Source organism: Clostridium isatidis (genome assembly GCF_002285495.1).
GTDB classification, from domain to species: Bacteria; Bacillota; Clostridia; order Clostridiales; family Clostridiaceae; genus Clostridium; species Clostridium isatidis.
In genome coordinates, this window is the sequence record NZ_CP016786.1 from 175,866 (window position 1) to 195,000 (window position 19,135).

Here is a 19,135-nt window from a genome sequence, read left to right on the forward strand (position 1 = left end):
CTTAAAGGAATTATTATATTTTTTATTTTTGCCATTTTTATATTCAATTATATTAAGCAAGGAATTACGATTAAAGAAATCCAAAAAGAAATTACTGTTAGTCAGCAAGAACTAGAGGAACTTAGAGATAAAAATGCAGAACTTCAAAGAGATTTAGAGAGTATTGGTTCTGATGAGTATATTGAAAAGAGTGCTAGGGAAAGGCTAGGGATGGTAAAAGAAGGAGAAAAGGTTGTGAATTCCCAGGAGCAAAATTAATGGATATGTTTTAAAATTACAAAAAGAGGTTATTATTATAATAACATATATTTATTATTTTTAATTTTTAAGGAGGAATCTTTGTAACATGACCTTAGCGGCAGGAAACATTTTAGAGGGTACAGTGGTTAACATCACTAATTTTGGTGCATTTGTAGAGATAGAGGGGAATAAAACAGGGCTAGTTCATATTTCAGAGGTAGCAGATTCATTTGTAAAAGATATTAGGGAACATCTTAAGGAAAAAGATAAGGTTAAAGTAAAAGTAATATCAATAGATGATAATGGTAAGATTAGCCTATCTATAAAACAAGCAAATGTACAAAAAAAATCAGCTAACCCTATAGAAATTGATTGGTCTCTAGAAAATAAGAAAAATTATAGTGCTTCAGGGAATTTTGAAGATATAATGTCAAAGTTTCTAAAAGACAGTGAAGAAAGAATGCAAGATATAAAAAGAAATCAAGACTTCAAATCAAAGAGTGGAAGAAGAAGTTATTAATTTTTATTTATGTAATTATAGACATCATATAAATTTATATATAAATCTATAAGGGGAGCTGTCGCATTAGTGGATTAAAATCCGTTAGCGATAGCTCCTTTTTCTATTCTATAAATTAACTTTTTAGGTGTTATTTTTATTTGCATGTAAATCAACTAAAAATAGGCGCACTTCAATAAGCCTCAGAAAAAAAGCTTTTTTAAAATTTAACTTATGAGGCTTTCTTCAATTCAAATAAGTGCTTACCAGTGCGGCCCGCTTGTATTTTACTATGTAATTTATTTATATTGTGTGCCATTGCAAGAAGTATACTTTCTGCTAATACATTCTTTTGCCCACGACACATAAATCTTCTGAAATTCATGTCTTGTTTTATTTGTGCAAAAGAACCTTCTGCTTGAATACTTCTGTTCATTCTAAGCAAGCAACCTTCTTCGCTTAGAATTCTTTCTAAATCAGACTTTCTTTGGCGATTAAACTTTTTTGATGTTTCAAATCTTTTTACTCTTTCTTCCAAAGGAGTTTTACAATTATTCCCTTTGATGCAACTACTCTTGTAAGTGCAATCATTGCAATCTTCACAAACATAAATTGTCTTTTCACTTTCATATCCTGTTTTAGATTTTCTAATTTTTATATTTTCAGCCTTTAACTGCTTACCATTTCGGCATATGTAGAAATCTTTTTCTTCATTGTAATCCATGTTTTCTATTTTACCGATATCATTTTTATATTTTCTTGTTTTTGATATTTCATAATTAGATGGCTTAATAAATGCTATTTGATTATTTTCTTCAATAAATGAATAGTTCTCCTCACTTTCATATCCAGCATCTGCAACTATTTTTAAGTATTTAAATTTTAAGTTTTCTTCCATGCTTTTCAAGAAAGGTATTAGCGTAGTTGTATCCGTTGGTTGTGGTCCAACTGTAAGCCATGTAATATATTCTGAATCTACACCATGCTGCACATTATAAGCTGGCTTAAGTTGACCGTTTTTCATAGCATCTTCTTTCATCCTCATAAATGTAGCATCAACATCAGTTTTTGAGTAACTGTTTCTATCTCCGCAAGTGTACACTTTTTGAGTATATTCTTTAAACTTTGAAAGATATTCTTCAAGTTTTTCTATTGATCGTTGCAATGCAGTTTTTCTTTTCCCACATCCGTGAACGAATTCTATTCCTTCTGATTTCTTTAGTGCATAAAGCTTTTTTCTAAGCTTTTTTACATGTTTCATTTGAACTTCATTTTTATAGATTAACTTAATATCATAAAGTTCTTCGCACTCTTTAACAAGGTCGGCCACTTTAATTAGCAATTTTGCCATGTTTTTTGTAACTGCCTTTTTCCAGACAAAAGTATATTTATTTGCATAAGCTTCTATTTTTGTGCCATCAATAAAGATAGCATCTCCTGATATCTCACCAATTTTATAAAGAAATTTAGCTGTTTCAGCTAAGATCCTTTCAGAACATGGAGCAAAATGAAGACTTCTAAATCTTGCAAATGTTGCATGATCCGGAGCGGATGCTCCCTCAAGCAAAAACATAAAATTAATGTCTCTACGGCATGCCTTTTCAATATCTCGAGACGAATAAATCTTATTCATATATCCATAAGTCATGATTTTCAGCATTTTTCTTGGCGATACTTGATTTTCCTTTATCTTGGAATAAGTCGAATATAAATCTGTTAAATCCATCTCCTCTACAAATTGACTTAGTAATCGCACTGAATCATTAACCGGTATCATGTAATCAATATTTAATGGAAGTTTTAATTGATAAAACTTTTGGTTTAATGTATAATTCTTTTGTAAAATATTTTCTTTGTGCATAAAAATATTTTATCATAAATCCTAAACTCATGGAGTCTAGGATTTATTTTTTTGCACAAAAAGGGACTGTGCACTAATTATTAGTGCGACAGCCCCTTTTTAATTTGAAAAGTAGAATAAGGGAAGATTTTTCTTTTAAAGTTTTACCTAATAAACACTTTTCTTTGTATATTATAAAAAGTGTGAAACACTTTTTAAAAAAATATGTTGACACTTATAAGAACATAATATATAATTATTTTTGTCGTCGATAAGGCGCAGTTAATATGCTGAAGTGGCGGAACTGGCAGACGCACAGGACTTAAAATCCTGCGGTAGCGATACCGTACCGGTTCGATTCCGGTCTTCAGCACCAAGTTAAATTCAACTTAAAATATCGCGGGGTGGAGCAGTTGGCAGCTCGTCGGGCTCATAACCCGAAGGCCGTAGGTTCAAGTCCTACCCCCGCAACCAAATGTGGCGGAATAGCTCAGCTGGCTAGAGCACTCGGTTCATACCCGAGGTGTCGTAGGTTCAAGTCCTATTTCCGCTACCATATATGCTGAAGTGGCGGAACTGGCAGACGCACAGGACTTAAAATCCTGCGGTAGCGATACCGTACCGGTTCGATTCCGGTCTTCAGCACCAAGTTGAATTTAACTTATAATATCGCGGGGTGGAGCAGTTGGCAGCTCGTCGGGCTCATAACCCGAAGGCCGTAGGTTCAAGTCCTACCCCCGCAACCAAAAAAATGGCGGAATAGCTCAGCTGGCTAGAGCACTCGGTTCATACCCGAGGTGTCGTAGGTTCAAGTCCTATTTCCGCTACCATATACGCTGAAGTGGCGGAACTGGCAGACGCACAGGACTTAAAATCCTGCGGTAGCGATACCGTACCGGTTCGATTCCGGTCTTCAGCACCAAAGTCATAAAACTCAAATAAGTTTTATGACTTTTTTTATATTTATTTTTTCATCATTAAATTGTTTATACTGACAAAATAAATGTTTATCAGAAAATAAAACAATAATTAGTCTTCTTTAGGAGAGAAATTATTCTAAAATTTTATCTATCTTTAAGGGATTATAAAACAAAATGTCCTACGAAAAATTTTTTTATAACCATATATTGACATATCTCACCTTAACATAATGCTATAATCAAAATACATTTTAAGGAAGGTGAGGTAATAGTATGCAATATGGTGTGGACATATCAACATATAAAAGAGTAAGTAATAAAAATAATAAAAGAGAAGTTAAGCTTCAGGGAGATATTATTAAATCTTTAATAATGGTTACTGTTGGAATTTTATTAAGCAGGGTTTTATTATCTATAACAAAAGATATTGGTATAGCACCCTTTGGTATTGCATATTTAATATGTTTAAAAAGGGAAAATGTAAAGGATAAGATCCTTGCCTTATTTGGAACAATAATAGGATATTTATCAATATCTAATATTTTAGAAGGAGCTATAGGTTATTGTGTTGTAGCATTAATAATATTAATTTATAGTGAAATATGCAATCAAATAAGCATTAAGGAAAAAGATGCTATAACTTTCTTAATAATATTCTCAACCTTTTTGATTTTTAATTTTGTGGTTTATAAGCAGCCTATTAAAATTAACTTAATATTTTCTTTATTAAAATTAATAAGTATAATACCTGTTAAATATATTATAAGTTACGCACTAAGCTCAATAGATGAACTAGATAGCAATTATTTATTCTCTACTGAAGAATTAATAAGTATAGGAATATTAATATGTTTATTAATTACTGGAGTGGGAAATTTTAATATTTTAGGTGTTTATTTAAGAGGTATAGTAGCTATTTTGGTTATTTCACTTTTTTCTTTTATTGGAGGAAGTGGATTAGGTTCAGCTATTGGAATTTCAATGGGTTTTATAATAGGAATAACAAATAGTGATATAGTAACTTATATAACTGCCTATAGTTTATGTGGACTTATTATGGGAGTTTTTAAGGATACAGGCAGGATATTTTCATCGTTAAGCTATTTAGTAGTTCATTTTATAATATCCATGTATTCTAATTCCTTTAATATAGCAGGAATGATAGAAGTTTTAATTGCTCTGATTTTATTTATATTAATACCAGAAATAATAATAAATAATATTGTAAATGAACTTAATAGAGATAAAAAGGTTGAAATTATAAATGAATTCAATTTAAATGAAGTAAAGAATGAATTTTTAGATAGATTAAATTCAATGAAAGCAGTATTATCAAGCTTATCAAATTCAATATTAAATTTAGGACAAAATGATATTTTATCTTTAAGCAACAAAGGAACTGCAATGGTTGAAAGTTTAGCCGACAGAGTTTGTTATAATTGTGAATTAAGACAAAGATGTTGGGATAGAAATTTACGTTATACTTTTGATGGATTTTCAGAGCTTATAAGCAGTTGTGAAAGCAATGATATATATTTTCCTCAAGTTTTAAATAATAAATGTGTTAAAAAGAGCAGTCTTATGAAGAATGCTCAGGAAATTGTAAATAATTATACTGTTAATGAGGCTTTAAGAACTAGATTAACAGAAGGAAGAAAGCTTATAGCTAGCCATATAAATAATATGACTATAACTATGGGAGATATGATTAGGGATTTTGAAAAAGATGTTTCTGTATGTACTGAAATAGATAAAATTCTAAAAAAATCATTTAATAAAGCAAGAATAGAGTATAAAAACGTATTTTGTTATTTAGATAGAAAAGGAAGGATGAAAATAAAAATTACATTAACTAATTGTGAGGGTAGCAATTATTGTGCGAAAAAGATATTACCTATAATAAATAACTTAGTAAAAGTTCCAATTTCCATATCTAAATCTGGATGTAGAATTGATCCAGATACAGATGAATGTTCAATTATAATTGAAGAAACTCCTAAATATCATGTAACTTCTTATGCAGCAGTTAAATCTAAGGATGGAGAAAGTTCTATAGGAGATAGCTATAGTTTTAATACTAATGATGATGGAACTTATTTAACTATAATAAGTGATGGAATGGGTTCTGGACCAGAAGCTTCAACTGAAAGTAAGTTGGCAGTTGATCTAATAGAAAAGTTTATTGAAGCAGGTTTTACTCAAAAAACTGCTATCAATACTGTTAATTCAATAATGGCAATGAAATTTAATGAAGATGAAAAATTTACAACTATGGATTTAAACTTAATTGATTTATATACAGGAGAAACGGAATTTATAAAAATAGGTGGAGTAGCTAGTTTTATAAAAAGAGGAGATGAGGTAAAGGTAATAAAATGTAATAGCCTTCCTTTTGGAATATTAGATGCTGTAGATACAAATTCAGAAAAGCTACAACTTAAACATGGAGACATTATTGTATCAATAAGTGATGGGGTTTTAGATGTTGATAAAAATAATTTAGGAAGCTACTATTGGCTAGAAGAATATTTAAAATATTCAGATAGCAATCCAGCAGAGTTATCAAGAAATATATTGGATAAGGCAATTTCTCTAAGTAATGGAAGAGTAAGAGATGATATGACAGTTTTAGTATCAAAAATTTATTCGATCTATTAAAACAAGGGGTTGTTGGGAACAGTTCCTTGCTCCAATTAAAAATTTATAATTTAAATGTACAATTCAGGGTGATTTTTAAATTGGCTGAAAATATGAGAATATATTTTTGTAATTAGTGAAGTTAATAAGTTTCTGGATTTAGAAGATGTATTTGTAGTAAAACCATAAATACATCTAATAAACTAGAAATAATAATTTATAATTCACAATTTAGGATTATAGTTAGTTTAGCTAAAAAGCTAATATATTATTTTTATAATTCAGTAAGTCTGAATTATTTCCTAAATTGTGAATTTTGTATTGTGAATTATGAATTGTAATAGTTGTTTACAACTATTACAATTGTGTTATTATAAATATATCAAAAAATACTGAGGAGTTTTCACCGTGGTTAAAAAGGTAAAGGATTTTATTATCGAAAATAATCTTCTCAATAAAGGAGATAGGGTATTAGTAGGCTTATCAGGCGGTCCTGATTCTGTTTGTCTGCTTCATATACTATATAATTTGAAGAATGATTTAGAAATAGAATTAGGAGCAGCTCATATAAATCATATGTTAAGAGGAAATGAAGCTATTGAAGATGAGGAATATTCAAAAAGATTATGTGAAAGTTTAAATATTGAATTCTTTTCCACTAGAATAAATATACATAAAATATCAAAAGAAAAAGGTATTTCAGAAGAAATGGCTGGAAGAGAGGAGAGATATAGCTTCTTTGAGAAAATTAAGGAACAAGAAGGTTATAATAAAATTGCAATAGCCCACAATTTAAATGACCATGCAGAAACTGTAATATTAAATTTAATGAGGGGATCTGGTATGGAAGGGCTTTGCGGTATTAGAGTAAAGAGAGAAGGCGGGATAATTAGACCAATTTTATGCCTTTCAAGAGATGAAATTGAAGAATATTGCAGAATAAATGATCTAAATCCTAGAATTGATAAGACTAATCTAGAAAATATATACGGTAGAAATAAAATAAGGCATGATATACTTCCATATATGAAGAAAAATTTTAATGATGATATAATAGAAACAATTAATAGAATGAGCAAACTTATTCAAATAGATAATGACTATTTAAATAAGGAAGTTGAATGGTATTATTCAAAGTACTGTGAGAAAAGACCTGATAATTTAATTATTTTAAAGGATGCTTTTTCTTTAGATTTAGCTCTTTTAACAAGGCTTATAAGAAAGTCCTTGTTTAATTTTTCAGAAAAATATAATAACATTGAAATGAAGCATATATATGAAGTTATAGAATTATCTAAGAATACTACAAATAAAAGAATATATTTACCTAATAACATAATATGTGAAAATGTATATGGGGATATTTATTTAAAGGATAAAATAAAAGTATTATCCAAAGAGAACAATAAAGAGGAAAATGAAGTAATTATTAATAAAATTGATTTGGAGAATAATACAATAGAATATAATGGGTATCTAATAGAGTTTAAAATTATTAACAATTTGAAAAATAATATAGAATTTTCTAATAATGTATTAATAAAATATTTCGATTATGATAATATAAAAGAAGAATTAAAAATCAGGCAAAGAAGAAATGGAGATAAGATGATTCCTTTAGGAATGAAGAACAGCAAAAAACTAAAGGATATATTTATTAACTTGAAAATTCCTTCTGAAGAAAGGAAAGAAGTACCTATTGTGGTTTTTGATGATGAAATTGCCTGGATAGTTGGATATAGAGTTTCTGAAAGTTTTAAGGTAACAAATAAGACAAGTAGAATTTTAAAGATTACTTTTAGAAGAAAGGAAAAAAGCAATGCTTAAAGACATAAAAGAAATTTTATTAACTGAGGAAGTAATAAAAGAAAAAATAAAGGAACTTGGAGGTAAAATAAGCAGAGATTATAAGGATAGAAATTTATTGGTGGTTGGCATTTTAAAAGGTTCAGTGGTTTTTACTGCTGATCTTATAAAAAATATAAATATACCATGCGAACTTGATTTTATGGCAGTATCTAGTTATGGAAATTCATCTGAAACTTCTGGTATTGTAAGAATACTAAAAGATTTAGATAATAACATAGATGACAAAGATATAATAATAGTAGAAGATATTGTTGATAGTGGAGTTACATTAGATTATCTTCAAAGATATCTCAAAGCTAGAAATGCGAAAAGTATTAAAATTGCTGCTCTATTAAGTAAGCCTGCAAGAAGAAAAACAGAAATTAATGTAGAATATTTGGGGTTTGAAGTACCAGATGAATTTATAGTTGGATATGGATTAGATTATGCAGAAAAATATAGAAATTTACCTTTTATAGGTGTACTAAAAGAAGAAGTATATAAATAAAAATTTACAAAAAATAACTAGAAGAAAGGGGGGCCTTGAATGAAAAAATATTCAAGCGCAACGATATGGATATTTGTAATTGTGATGCTCTTTCTATCAGCGACTCTATTATGGAATGGTGGTAACGCATCAAATAGAATAGTATATAGTGATTTTCAACAAAAATGGATAAATGATGAAATAGACAGCATAGTAGTTGAAAAGGATAAAATGAGTGTTTCGGGTAAGACAAGGGATAATAAGCAATTTACAACATATGCACCAAGTGAATTAATACAACAATTAATAATTACAAATCCTAAAGATGATGTTAAGGTTGAATTTAATCAACCATCAAATAGTAGTTTTTGGATTAGTCTTATTCCAACATTAATGTTAATGGTATTATGTTTTATTTTCTTTTATATTATGTCTCAACAAGCCCAAGGCGGGGGTAGTGGAAGAGGGGTTATGAACTTTGGAAAAAGCAGAGCTAAAATGATGTCTCCTGAAGATAAAAAAGTTACATTTGCTGATGTAGCTGGAGTAGATGAAGAAAAACAAGAATTAGAAGAAATAGTTGATTTCTTGAAGCAGCCTTCAAAATATACTGATATGGGAGCTAGAATACCTAAGGGTGTTTTATTAGTAGGTCCACCTGGAACAGGTAAAACTCTACTTGCAAGGGCAATAGCCGGAGAAGCTGGGGTTCCTTTTTACAGTATTTCAGGATCAGACTTTGTTGAAATGTTTGTAGGGGTTGGAGCTTCAAGAGTTAGAGACTTATTTGATCAAGCTAAGAAGAATTCGCCAGCATTAATCTTTATTGATGAAATAGATGCTGTAGGTAGACAAAGAGGAGCAGGTCTTGGTGGAGGCCATGATGAAAGAGAACAAACTTTAAATCAACTATTAGTTGAAATGGATGGTTTTGGAACAAACGAAGGTATCATAATGATAGCTGCAACAAACAGGCCAGACATACTGGATCCAGCTTTATTAAGGCCTGGTAGATTTGATAGGCAAGTAGTTGTTGGTACACCTGATGTTAAAGGAAGAGAAGAAATATTAAGAATTCACACAAGAAAGAAACCTTTAGCAGAAGATGTGGAATTAAAGACACTAGCGAAGATGATTCCTGGATTTAGTGGCGCAGATATAGAAAACTTAGCTAATGAAGCTGCTTTATTATCAGTAAGAAAGAATAAAAAAGTAATAGGAATGGAAGAATTTGAAGAAGCTATAACAAGAGTTATAGCAGGACCTGAAAAGAAGAGCAGAACTATTAACGAACATGATAGAAAATTAACTGCATATCATGAGGCAGGTCATGCGGTAGTTATGAAATCACTTGAACATTCAGATCCAGTTCATGAAATAAGTATAATTCCAAGAGGTATGGCTGGTGGATATACAATGCATCTACCAGAAGAGGATAGAGCATATACATCAAAAGCAAGATTAAAAGATGAAATGGCAGGACTTCTTGGAGGTAGAATAGCAGAAAAACTTATATTATCTGATATAAGTACAGGAGCTAAAAATGATATAGACAGAGCAAGTGCTATTGCAAGAGCTATGGTTATGGATTATGGTATGAGTGAAAAACTTGGTACTATATCTTATGGCTCAGATAATAATGAAGTATTCTTAGGTAAAAACCTAGGAAAGAATAGAAACTTTAGTGAAGAAGTTGCATCATTAATTGATAAAGAAGTTAAAAACTTTATTGATGAAGCATATAATAGAGCTGAAACTATATTAAAAGAAAATATTAATAAGTTACATGCAGTGGCTAATGCTCTATTAGAAAAAGAAAAAATTGCAGGTGAAGAATTCGAAAGAATTTACAATGAAAATTAAGTTTTAAATAAAATAGCTGTTTTGTAAATTAAATTTACAAAACAGCTATTATAATTTATATAAATATTTTAAAAAATTTTAGTTTAATAATAACAGATAATTTAAAAATATTTATATAAATTGACATTAGGTATATAATATATTCAAGTACAGTTGATTTGTTAACTTTTAACTGTTAATTGAAATAGTGGGAGTGATTTATATGAAGAGTGATATTCAAATAGCTCAGGAAGCTAAAATGGAACCTATAGTAAAAATTGCAGAAAAGTTAGGTCTTACAGAAGATGAAATTGAGTTATATGGAAAATATAAATGTAAGTTATCTTTAGATATATTAAAAAAGAATAAAGATAAGAAAAATGGGAAATTGGTATTAGTAACTGCAATAAACCCAACACCAGCAGGGGAAGGAAAATCAACAGTAACTGTTGGTCTTGGTCAAGGATTGTGCAAAATGGGTAAGAATGCAGTTATAGCATTAAGAGAGCCTTCTTTAGGTCCTGTTTTTGGAATAAAAGGAGGAGCTGCTGGTGGTGGATATTCACAAGTAGTTCCAATGGAAGATATAAACTTACATTTTACTGGAGATATGCATGCAATAACTTCAGCTAATAATTTGTTGGCAGCAGCAATAGATAATCATCTTCACCAAGGAAACTCATTAAAAATAGATTCAAGGAGAATTTTATTTAAAAGAGTTATGGATATGAATGATAGAGCTCTTAGAAATATAGTTGTTGGTCTTGGTGGTAAGATTAATGGTTTTCCTAGAGAAGATGGCTTTATGATAACAGTTGCTTCAGAAATAATGGCAATACTATGTTTATCAAATAGTTTATCAGAGCTTAAGGAAAGAATGGGAAATATATTAATTGCTTATGATTTAGATGGAAACCCTGTTTATGCAAGACAGTTAGGTGTAGAAGGGGCAATGGCATTACTTATGAAGGATGCTATAAAACCAAATTTAGTTCAAACTTTAGAAAATACACCTGCAATAATTCATGGAGGGCCTTTTGCTAATATTGCTCACGGATGTAATTCTATTTTAGCTACTAAAATGGCTTTAAAACTTGGAGATATAGTAGTAACAGAAGCAGGTTTTGGAGCAGATTTAGGAGCAGAAAAATTTTTAGATATAAAGTGTAGATATGGAGATTTAAGTCCGGATTGTGTTGTAATTGTTGCAACAATAAGAGCATTAAAACATCATGGAGGAGTTTCCTTAGATGAATTAACTAGTTCTAATGTAGAAGCCTTAAAAAGAGGGATTTGTAATTTAGAAAAACAAATTGAAAACATAAAGAAATACAATGTACCAGTAGTTGTAGCAATTAATAAATTCTCTTCTGACAGTAGTGAGGAGATAGATTTTATAAAGAATTTCTGTAATAATATTGGAGTTAAAGCTGCTTTATGTGATGTTTGGAGCAAGGGTGGCGAAGGTGCTTTAGAGCTTGGTGAAGCAGTTTGTGATGTTATGGAAAATGAAGTAAGCAATTTTAAATTTTTATATGAAGTTGAAGATACAATAGAAAATAAAATATTAAAAATTGCACAAGAAATATATGGAGCAAAGGGAATTGTACTTACAGCTAATGCTAAAAAACAAATAAGTGACTTAGAGAGATTTAATTTAGATAAACTTCCTATATGTATGGCTAAAACTCAATACTCATTATCAGATAACCCTAAGCTATTAGGAAGACCAAAGGATTTTGAGATTACAGTCAGAGAAGTTAAGATATCAAATGGAGCAGGTTTTATAGTAGCTTTAAATGGTGACGTTATGACTATGCCAGGATTACCAAAAGTCCCTGCAGCAAATAAAATGGATGTAACAGAGGATGGAGAAATTACTGGGTTATTTTAATATATATTTGCTCATCCCTTGACAAATGATATTTAATTGCTAAAATTTAAAGTGTTAAATTTACTATAAGAAGTATATTTATAAGGGCAGCTTTTCAGGCTGCTTTTAATTGTATTAAGGTGGTGTCTGTATGATTTTACTAATAGATGTAGGGAATACTAATATTGTTTTAGGTTTATATAAAGAAAAAGAACAAATTCATGGATGGAGAATTTCTACAGATTTAAATAAAACATCTGATGAATTTTCAATTCAAATTATGCAGCTTTTTGCCCAAAATAATTTAAATCCAAAGGAAGTTAAAGGGATAATAATTTCATCAGTTGTTCCAAATATAATGCATTCTTTAGAAAATATGGTTAGAAAAAGTTTTAAAATTGAACCAATAATTGTAGGTCCAGGAACAAAAACAGGAATAAACATAAGATATGATAATCCTAAGGAAGTAGGAGCTGATAGGATAGTAAATGCTGTAGCGGCTCATAATAAATACAAAAAAGACCTTATAATTATAGATTTTGGAACTGCAACAACATTTTGTTCTTTAACTAAAGAAGCCAATTATCTTGGAGGATGCATAACACCAGGTATAAGGATATCATCAGATGCCTTATTTGAAAAAGCAGCCAAATTACCTAGAATAGAATTAGAAAAACCTAAACATATAATATGTAAAAATACTGTATCAAGTATGCAGGCTGGAATAATATATGGATACATAGGTCAAGTGGAGTATATTGTTAAAAGAATGAAAAAGGAAATGATGGAGCTAGGATGCGATGAACCAATGGTAGTAGCTACTGGTGGTTTATCTAGCTTAATAGCTAAAGGAACAAGAATTATAGATAAGGTAGATCCTAATTTAACATTAGAGGGGCTAATGATGATATACGAAAAAAATAAGGAGTAGTATAATATGAAAATAGGAAGCATAGAGTTAAAAGGCAATGTGTTTTTAGCACCTATGGCTGGAGTTACTGATATGGCCTTTAGAGTTCTTTGTAAGGAAATGGGTTGTGGATTAGTCTATACTGAAATGGTAAGTGCAAAGGCCCTCTATTATGATAATGATAAAACAAAAACTCTCCTTAGAATTGCTGATGAAGAAAAGCCTGTTGCTGCTCAAATATTTGGCAGTGATCCCCAAATTATGGCGGAGGTTGTTGAAAAAGAATTTAATAATAGAGAAGATGTAGTATTAATAGATATAAATATGGGCTGTCCAGTAAATAAAATAACTAAAAATGGTGAAGGTTCAGCCCTTTTAAAAAATCCAGATTTAGCTGGAAAAATTGTAGAAAGCATAAAAAAAGTATCTAAAAAGCCTGTAACCGTTAAAATAAGAAAGGGTTGGGATGACCAACATATTAATGCTGTAGAGGTTGCAAAAATTCTTGAAGCTGCCGGTGCAGATGCTATAACAGTTCATGGAAGAACAAGACAGCAAATGTATGAAGGCAAATCAGACTGGAGTATAATAGCACAAGTTAAAGAAGCTGTAGATATTCCCGTTATAGGAAATGGTGATGTATTTACAGCAGAAGATGCCCTTGAATTAAAAAATAAAACTAATTGTGATGGAATAATGATTGCAAGAGGAAGCATGGGCAATCCTTGGATTTTTAAACAGATAGAACTTAAGCTAAAGGGTGAAAAATCTTTAGAAATAAGCTATGAAGATAAAATAAATATGTGTATTAGGCATTATGATTTAGCAATAAAATATAATGGAGAAGCAAAAGCTCTAAGAGAAATGAGAAAACATATTGCTTGGTATTTAAAAGGAATGCCAAATAGTAATGAAATAAAAAATGAAGTAAATATGCTGGAAAATAAAGATGAAGTAATTTATCTTTTAAATAGATATAAAGAAGAAATAATAGATAATTGTAACTATTAAATATATTGTAGAATATGTATATCTAATAATGAATAATTATAATTTGAATAAATATTAACAAAACAAGCTTAGTTGACATATATATAATTGCTGTTTTATAATGTTTAGAACGATTTAATCAAATAAAAATAATATTATAAAATTATAGAGAATTTGAAGGGGAGAAAATCATGAGCGAAACAAAAAAATTTATAATGACATATGAAGGTGTTAAGAAATTAGAACAAGAATTAGAATATTTAAAAACTGTAAAAAGAAAAGAAATTACAGAAAAAATTAAGGTTGCATTAGGGTATGGAGATTTAAGTGAAAACTCTGAATATGATGAAGCTAAAAATGAGCAAGCTTTTACAGAAGGTAGAATAGCACAACTAGAAAATATGTTAAAGAATACTCAAGTAGTTGATGAAACTGAATTACCAAATGATATAGTAGCAATAGGAAAGACTGTAAAGGTTAAGGATTATGAGTTTGATGAAGAAGTAGAATATACAATAGTAGGTTCAGCAGAAGCAGATCCTATGAGTTTTAAAATATCAAATGAATCACCAGTTGGTGCAGCTTTATTAGGTAAAAAAATTGGAGACGAAGTTGAAGTTATTGTGCCAGGTGGTACTAATAAGTTTAAAATATTAGAAATATACTAAAATATTATAAGGAGGAGAAGGTATGTCCACAGAAGAAATAAATATAGAGGAATTAGAATCTAACTATAGTGAACAAGAAGCCTTAAGAAGAGAAAAGTTACTAGAATTACAAGCACAAGGTAAGGATCCTTTTGATGTATACAAAGTAGAAAGAACACACATGTCTACAGAAATAAAGGATAATTTTGAAGCACTAGAAGAAAAGACTGTTACTGTAGCAGGTAGAATCATGTCTAAAAGAGGTCAGGGAAAGGTAGTTTTTTCTGATATTCAAGATAGAGATGGTAAGATTCAATTATTCTTAAAAATAGATGTTGTTGGAGAAGAAAACTTAAAAGCTTATAAGAACTTTGATTTAGGAGATTGGGTAGCAGCAACTGGAGAAGTATTTAAAACTAAAACAGGTGAAGTTTCAATAAGAGTTGCAGAATTCCAATTAATTTCTAAGTCTTTAAAACCATTACCAGAAAAGTGGCATGGATTAAAAGATCCAGACTTAAGATATAGACAAAGAGAAGTAGATATGATCTCCAACCCAGAAGTAAAGGAAATTTTCAAAAAGAGAGCAACAATACTTAAGAGTGTAAGAGAGTTCTTAGATAATAGAGGTTTCATAGAAATTGAAACACCAATGTTATCTCCAATTGCAGGTGGAGCATCAGCAAGACCTTTTATAACTCATCATAATGCTTTAGATATAGATATGTATTTAAGAATAGCTCCAGAACTATACTTAAAGAGAGCTATAGTAGCAGGGTTGGAAAGAGTATATGATATGGGAAGAACTTTCAGAAATGAAGGAATGTCTGTAAGACACAACCCAGAATTTACAATGATAGAATTATATCAAGCTTTTGCAGATTATAATGATATGATGGAAATATGTGAAAATTTAATTGCTACAGTATGTGAAAAAGTAAATGGAACTACTAAAGTAACTTACCAAGGAACAGAAATAGACTTCAAGCCTCCATTTAGGAGAATTTCTATGGTAGATGCAGTTAGAGAATATGCTGGAGTAGATTTCAATGAAATAAAAACTGATGAAGAAGCTCAAAAGATAGCTAAAGAAAAGAATTTAGAGTTTAAAAAGGATTTAAAATATGTAACAAAAGGCGAAGTATTAAATATGTTATTTGAAGAGTATGCTGAAGAACATTTAATACAACCTACTTTTGTTTATGATTATCCAGTAGAAATTTCTCCTTTAACTAAGAAAAAGAGAGGAAATGAAGCCTTTACTGAAAGATTTGAAGGTTTTGTTTATGGAAGAGAAATATGTAATGCATATTCAGAGTTAAATGATCCGATAGTTCAAAGAGAAAGATTTAAACAACAAGAAAAAGAAAGAGAATTAGGTGACGATGAAGCATACGTTATAGATGAAGAATTTATGAGTGCATTAGAAACAGGTATGCCTCCAACAGGTGGACTAGGAATAGGTATAGATAGATTAATAATGTTCTTAACAGATTCAGCATCAATAAGAGATGTTATAATGTTCCCAACAATGAAACCTTTAAAATAAATTTATTTAAAATTTTTAGTAAATATTAAAAGAGTTGAATCTGCTATTTATCTAAGTATATTCAACTCTTTTACTTTTAAATTTATATGTAAATATATTAAAAATAAAAAAAGTACTTGCAAAAATAAAAAAAGTTGATATAATAACTAGTGTGGTAAATGTTCCGTGGTAGCTCAATGGTGGAGCACTCGGCTGTTAACCGATAGGTTGGAGGTTCGAGTCCTCTCCACGGAGCCATTTTAATTTTAAAATTAATTTATAATATTCCGCGGTAGCTCAATGGTGGAGCACTCGGCTGTTAACCGATAGGTTGGAGGTTCGAGCCCTCTCCGCGGAGCCATTTTAATTTTAAAATAATTTATAATATTCCGCGGTAGCTCAATGGTGGAGCACTCGGCTGTTAACCGATAGGTTGGAGGTTCGAGCCCTCTCCGCGGAGCCATTTTAAAAAAGGTTTTTATAAGTATAGATAATCCTATATTTATAAAAACCTTTTTTGTTATGCTTTATCTTAAAGTTAATTACGAATTAATAGGAATTCTATTGACATAAATAAAGCTTTTGATAAAATTAATATATAATTTAATAAATACTGTGAGAAAGAAGAGTAGGCTTATAGCTTTTTTTAGAGAGACGGTGTATGGTGCAAACCGTTAAAAGTATAAGTTGAAGGGAGCTTTTGAGTATTATGTTTTGAGAAAGTTGGGCTAAAGCCAAGAAGGGTGGAACCGCGGAATTAAATTTCGTCCCTTTAGGTTTTAGGCCTTTTTTATTTTATAGAATTGGAGGTATTAAAATGGCTGTAGAAAAAACTATGGAAAAAATCGTTTCTCTATGTAAAAGTAGAGGATTTATATTCCCAGGATCAGAAATATACGGAGGACTTGCAAATTCATGGGATTATGGTCCATTAGGAGTAGAATTTAAAAATAATGTAAAGAAGGCTTGGTGGAAGAAGTTTGTACAAGAAAGTCCATATAATGTGGGAGTTGACTGTGCAATACTTATGAATCCAGAAGTTTGGGTTGCTTCAGGTCACGTTGGAGGATTTTCAGATCCTTTAATGGATTGTAAAGAATGTAAATCAAGATTTAGAGCTGATAAATTAGTAGAAGATTATATGACTGCAAATGGAGCAGAAGTAGCTAGTGCAGATGGCTGGAGTAATGAACAGTTAAAAGAGTTTATAGAAAAGAACAATATAGTTTGTCCAAAGTGTGGAAAATTAAATTATACTGAAATAAGAAAATTTAATTTAATGTTTAAAACTTTCCAAGGAATAACTGAAGATTCAGCTAGTACAATATATCTTAGACCAGAAACAGCTCAAGGTATATTTGTAAACTTTAAATCAACTCAAAGAACATCAAGAAAGAAAGTTCCATTTGGTATAGCTCAAATAGGTAAATCTTTTAGAAATGAAATAACACCTGGTAACTTTACTTTTAGAACAAGAGAATTTGAACAAATGGAATTAGAATTCTTCTGTAAACCAGGTACCGATTTAGAATGGTTTAATTATTGGAAGGATTATTGTTGGAATTTCCTATTAAGCTTAGGAATGAATAAAGATGCTTTAAGAATAAGGGATCATGCTCAAGAAGAATTATCTTTCTATTCAAATGCAACATCTGATATTGAATATTTATTCCCATTTGGCTGGGGAGAATTATGGGGAATTGCAGATAGAACTGACTATGATCTAAAGAAACATCAAGAACATTCTGGTCAAGATATGACTTATTTAGATCCTGCAACTAATGAAAAGTATATTCCATATGTTGTTGAACCATCTCTTGGAGCAGATAGAGTTGCCTTAGCTTTCTTAGTTGATGCTTATGATGAAGAAGAATTAGAGGGTGGAGATAAGAGGACAGTATTACATTTACACCCAGCATTAGCTCCATATAAAGCTGCAATACTACCTTTATCAAAAAAACTTTCAGATAATGCTTTAGAAATATATTCACAATTAAGCAAGAAGTTCAATGTAGAATATGATGAGGCGGGAAGTATAGGTAAGAGATATAGAAGACAAGATGAAATAGGAACTCCATTCTGTATTACAATTGATTTTGAAACTGAAAATGATGGTGCTGTTACAGTTAGAAATAGAGATACAATGCTTCAAGAAAGAATTAAGATTGAAGATTTAACTGCTTATATTGAAAAGAGTTTAGAATTTTAATTAAGAAATGGTCTGCCTTAAAATAAATATACTTTAAGGCGGCCAATTTTTGTATTTTGCTATATTAGGTGATATAATTAGCTAGAAAATGGACAAAATTAAGATAGATTGTACATTAAGAAGTGTTTCGAACTTTTTATTATTAGAATTAATATAATGTTTTATATATTACTTTGGAGGAATATGATGAAAAAGCAGTTTAGTGATTTTAAAGATTTCATAAAGGAAAAAAAGGTAGCAGTTGTAGGTATAGGAGTTAGTAATATACCTTTAATAAGATTTTTAGTTAAGCTTGGAGCAGTTGTAACGGCCTTTGATCAAAAAACTAGAGAAGAGTTGGGGGAAATTGCTGATGAATTTGATAGTTTATCAGTTACCTTAGAATTAGGGGAAGGATATTTAGATAGACTAACAGGCTTTGAAGTTGTTTTTAAAACTCCTTCTATGAGAATAGATTCAGAAGCTTTAGTAAGGGCTAAAAATGAAGGTGCATACATAACTTCTGAAATGGAGGAGTTTGTTAGATATTGTAAAGGTAAAATTTTTGGGATAACAGGTAGTGACGGAAAAACAACAACTACTACAATAATATCAAAATTATTAAGTGAAGCTGGATATAAAACTTGGGTAGGGGGAAATATAGGAACACCTTTATTTTCAAATGT

At 30.1% G+C, this 19,135-nt stretch carries 14 protein-coding genes, 10 tRNA genes and 1 other annotated feature (1 of these 25 running past the window's edge); of the genes, 23 read left to right on the forward strand and 1 reads right to left on the reverse strand.

Annotated elements, in window-relative coordinates; all coding sequences use genetic code 11:
* Positions 1 to 24: 24 nt before the first annotated feature.
* Entirely contained in the window at positions 25 to 258 is a 234-nt protein-coding gene (locus BEN51_RS00805) for an FtsB family cell division protein (RefSeq protein ID WP_257789693.1), read from the forward strand.
* An 88-nt stretch (positions 259 to 346) separates the two neighbouring features.
* Positions 347 to 760 (forward strand): S1 domain-containing RNA-binding protein, encoded by a 414-nt coding sequence (locus tag BEN51_RS00810; RefSeq protein ID WP_119864226.1) that lies wholly within the window; start codon positions 347 to 349, stop codon positions 758 to 760.
* Between the two features lie 211 nt (positions 761 to 971).
* Here the strand turns inward: BEN51_RS00810 and BEN51_RS00815 are convergent, their stop codons facing one another.
* Positions 972 to 2,600, reverse strand: a complete 1,629-nt coding sequence (locus BEN51_RS00815) for an IS1182 family transposase (RefSeq protein WP_119864227.1) — start codon at positions 2,598 to 2,600, stop codon at positions 972 to 974.
* A 268-nt stretch (positions 2,601 to 2,868) separates the two neighbouring features.
* On the opposite strand from BEN51_RS00815, the gene BEN51_RS00820 reads away from it, so the two are divergent.
* The 21 genes from BEN51_RS00820 to murD all read left to right on the forward strand — a co-directional run.
* Positions 2,869 to 2,955, forward strand: a tRNA-Leu gene (locus BEN51_RS00820).
* 22 nt (positions 2,956 to 2,977) lie between these two features.
* A tRNA-Met gene (locus tag BEN51_RS00825) sits at positions 2,978 to 3,053 on the forward strand.
* Between the two features lie 5 nt (positions 3,054 to 3,058).
* Positions 3,059 to 3,135 (forward strand) — tRNA-Met (locus tag BEN51_RS00830).
* A gap of 5 nt (positions 3,136 to 3,140) precedes the next feature.
* Positions 3,141 to 3,227: transfer RNA gene (locus tag BEN51_RS00835), tRNA-Leu, on the forward strand.
* Between the two features lie 22 nt (positions 3,228 to 3,249).
* Positions 3,250 to 3,325: transfer RNA gene (locus BEN51_RS00840), tRNA-Met, on the forward strand.
* Between the two features lie 7 nt (positions 3,326 to 3,332).
* Positions 3,333 to 3,409 (forward strand) — tRNA-Met (locus BEN51_RS00845).
* 5 nt (positions 3,410 to 3,414) lie between these two features.
* Positions 3,415 to 3,501 (forward strand) — tRNA-Leu (locus tag BEN51_RS00850).
* Positions 3,502 to 3,772: 271 nt separating this feature from the next.
* Entirely contained in the window at positions 3,773 to 6,157 is a 2,385-nt protein-coding gene (gene spoIIE, locus BEN51_RS00855) for a stage II sporulation protein E (protein ID WP_119864228.1), read from the forward strand.
* Positions 6,158 to 6,544: 387 nt separating this feature from the next.
* Positions 6,545 to 7,963 carry a tRNA lysidine(34) synthetase TilS gene (tilS, locus tag BEN51_RS00860; protein ID WP_119864229.1) on the forward strand — a complete coding sequence of 473 codons (1,419 nt, stop codon included), beginning with the start codon at positions 6,545 to 6,547 and terminating at the stop codon, positions 7,961 to 7,963.
* The gene (hpt, locus tag BEN51_RS00865; protein WP_119864230.1) at positions 7,956 to 8,492 is read left to right on the forward strand and encodes a hypoxanthine phosphoribosyltransferase; all 537 of its coding nucleotides are present in this window, start codon (positions 7,956 to 7,958) and stop codon (positions 8,490 to 8,492) included. The genes tilS and hpt overlap by 8 nt, the downstream gene beginning before the upstream one ends.
* 39 nt (positions 8,493 to 8,531) lie before the next feature.
* Entirely contained in the window at positions 8,532 to 10,334 is a 1,803-nt protein-coding gene (gene ftsH, locus BEN51_RS00870) for an ATP-dependent zinc metalloprotease FtsH (protein WP_119864231.1), read from the forward strand.
* Positions 10,335 to 10,536: 202 nt separating this feature from the next.
* The gene (locus BEN51_RS00875; protein ID WP_119864232.1) at positions 10,537 to 12,207 is read left to right on the forward strand and encodes a formate--tetrahydrofolate ligase; all 1,671 of its coding nucleotides are present in this window, start codon (positions 10,537 to 10,539) and stop codon (positions 12,205 to 12,207) included.
* A 130-nt stretch (positions 12,208 to 12,337) separates the two neighbouring features.
* Positions 12,338 to 13,117 carry a type III pantothenate kinase gene (locus BEN51_RS00880; protein ID WP_119864233.1) on the forward strand — a complete coding sequence of 260 codons (780 nt, stop codon included), beginning with the start codon at positions 12,338 to 12,340 and terminating at the stop codon, positions 13,115 to 13,117.
* A 6-nt stretch (positions 13,118 to 13,123) separates the two neighbouring features.
* On the forward strand, positions 13,124 to 14,107 hold the full coding sequence (gene dusB, locus BEN51_RS00885) for a tRNA dihydrouridine synthase DusB (RefSeq protein WP_119864234.1): 984 nt from the start codon (positions 13,124 to 13,126) through the stop codon (positions 14,105 to 14,107).
* Positions 14,108 to 14,277: 170 nt separating this feature from the next.
* Complete coding sequence (gene greA / locus BEN51_RS00890; RefSeq protein ID WP_119864235.1) at positions 14,278 to 14,754, forward strand: transcription elongation factor GreA; 477 nt, start codon at positions 14,278 to 14,280, stop codon at positions 14,752 to 14,754.
* Between the two features lie 22 nt (positions 14,755 to 14,776).
* Entirely contained in the window at positions 14,777 to 16,282 is a 1,506-nt protein-coding gene (gene lysS, locus BEN51_RS00895) for a lysine--tRNA ligase (RefSeq protein WP_119864236.1), read from the forward strand.
* A 162-nt stretch (positions 16,283 to 16,444) separates the two neighbouring features.
* Positions 16,445 to 16,519: transfer RNA gene (locus BEN51_RS00900), tRNA-Asn, on the forward strand.
* Positions 16,520 to 16,547: 28 nt separating this feature from the next.
* Positions 16,548 to 16,622: transfer RNA gene (locus tag BEN51_RS00905), tRNA-Asn, on the forward strand.
* Positions 16,623 to 16,649: 27 nt separating this feature from the next.
* Positions 16,650 to 16,724 (forward strand) — tRNA-Asn (locus BEN51_RS00910).
* Between the two features lie 143 nt (positions 16,725 to 16,867).
* Positions 16,868 to 17,036, forward strand: a binding site (T-box leader).
* 42 nt (positions 17,037 to 17,078) lie between these two features.
* Complete coding sequence (locus tag BEN51_RS00915) at positions 17,079 to 18,470, forward strand: glycine--tRNA ligase (RefSeq protein ID WP_119864237.1); 1,392 nt, start codon at positions 17,079 to 17,081, stop codon at positions 18,468 to 18,470.
* Between the two features lie 186 nt (positions 18,471 to 18,656).
* Positions 18,657 to 19,135, forward strand: the 5' portion of a protein-coding gene (gene murD / locus BEN51_RS00920; protein ID WP_119864238.1) for a UDP-N-acetylmuramoyl-L-alanine--D-glutamate ligase. Its footprint extends 898 nt past the window's final position; the window shows 479 of its 1,377 coding nt (coding positions 1-479); it begins with the start codon at positions 18,657 to 18,659; its stop codon lies off the right edge, out of view.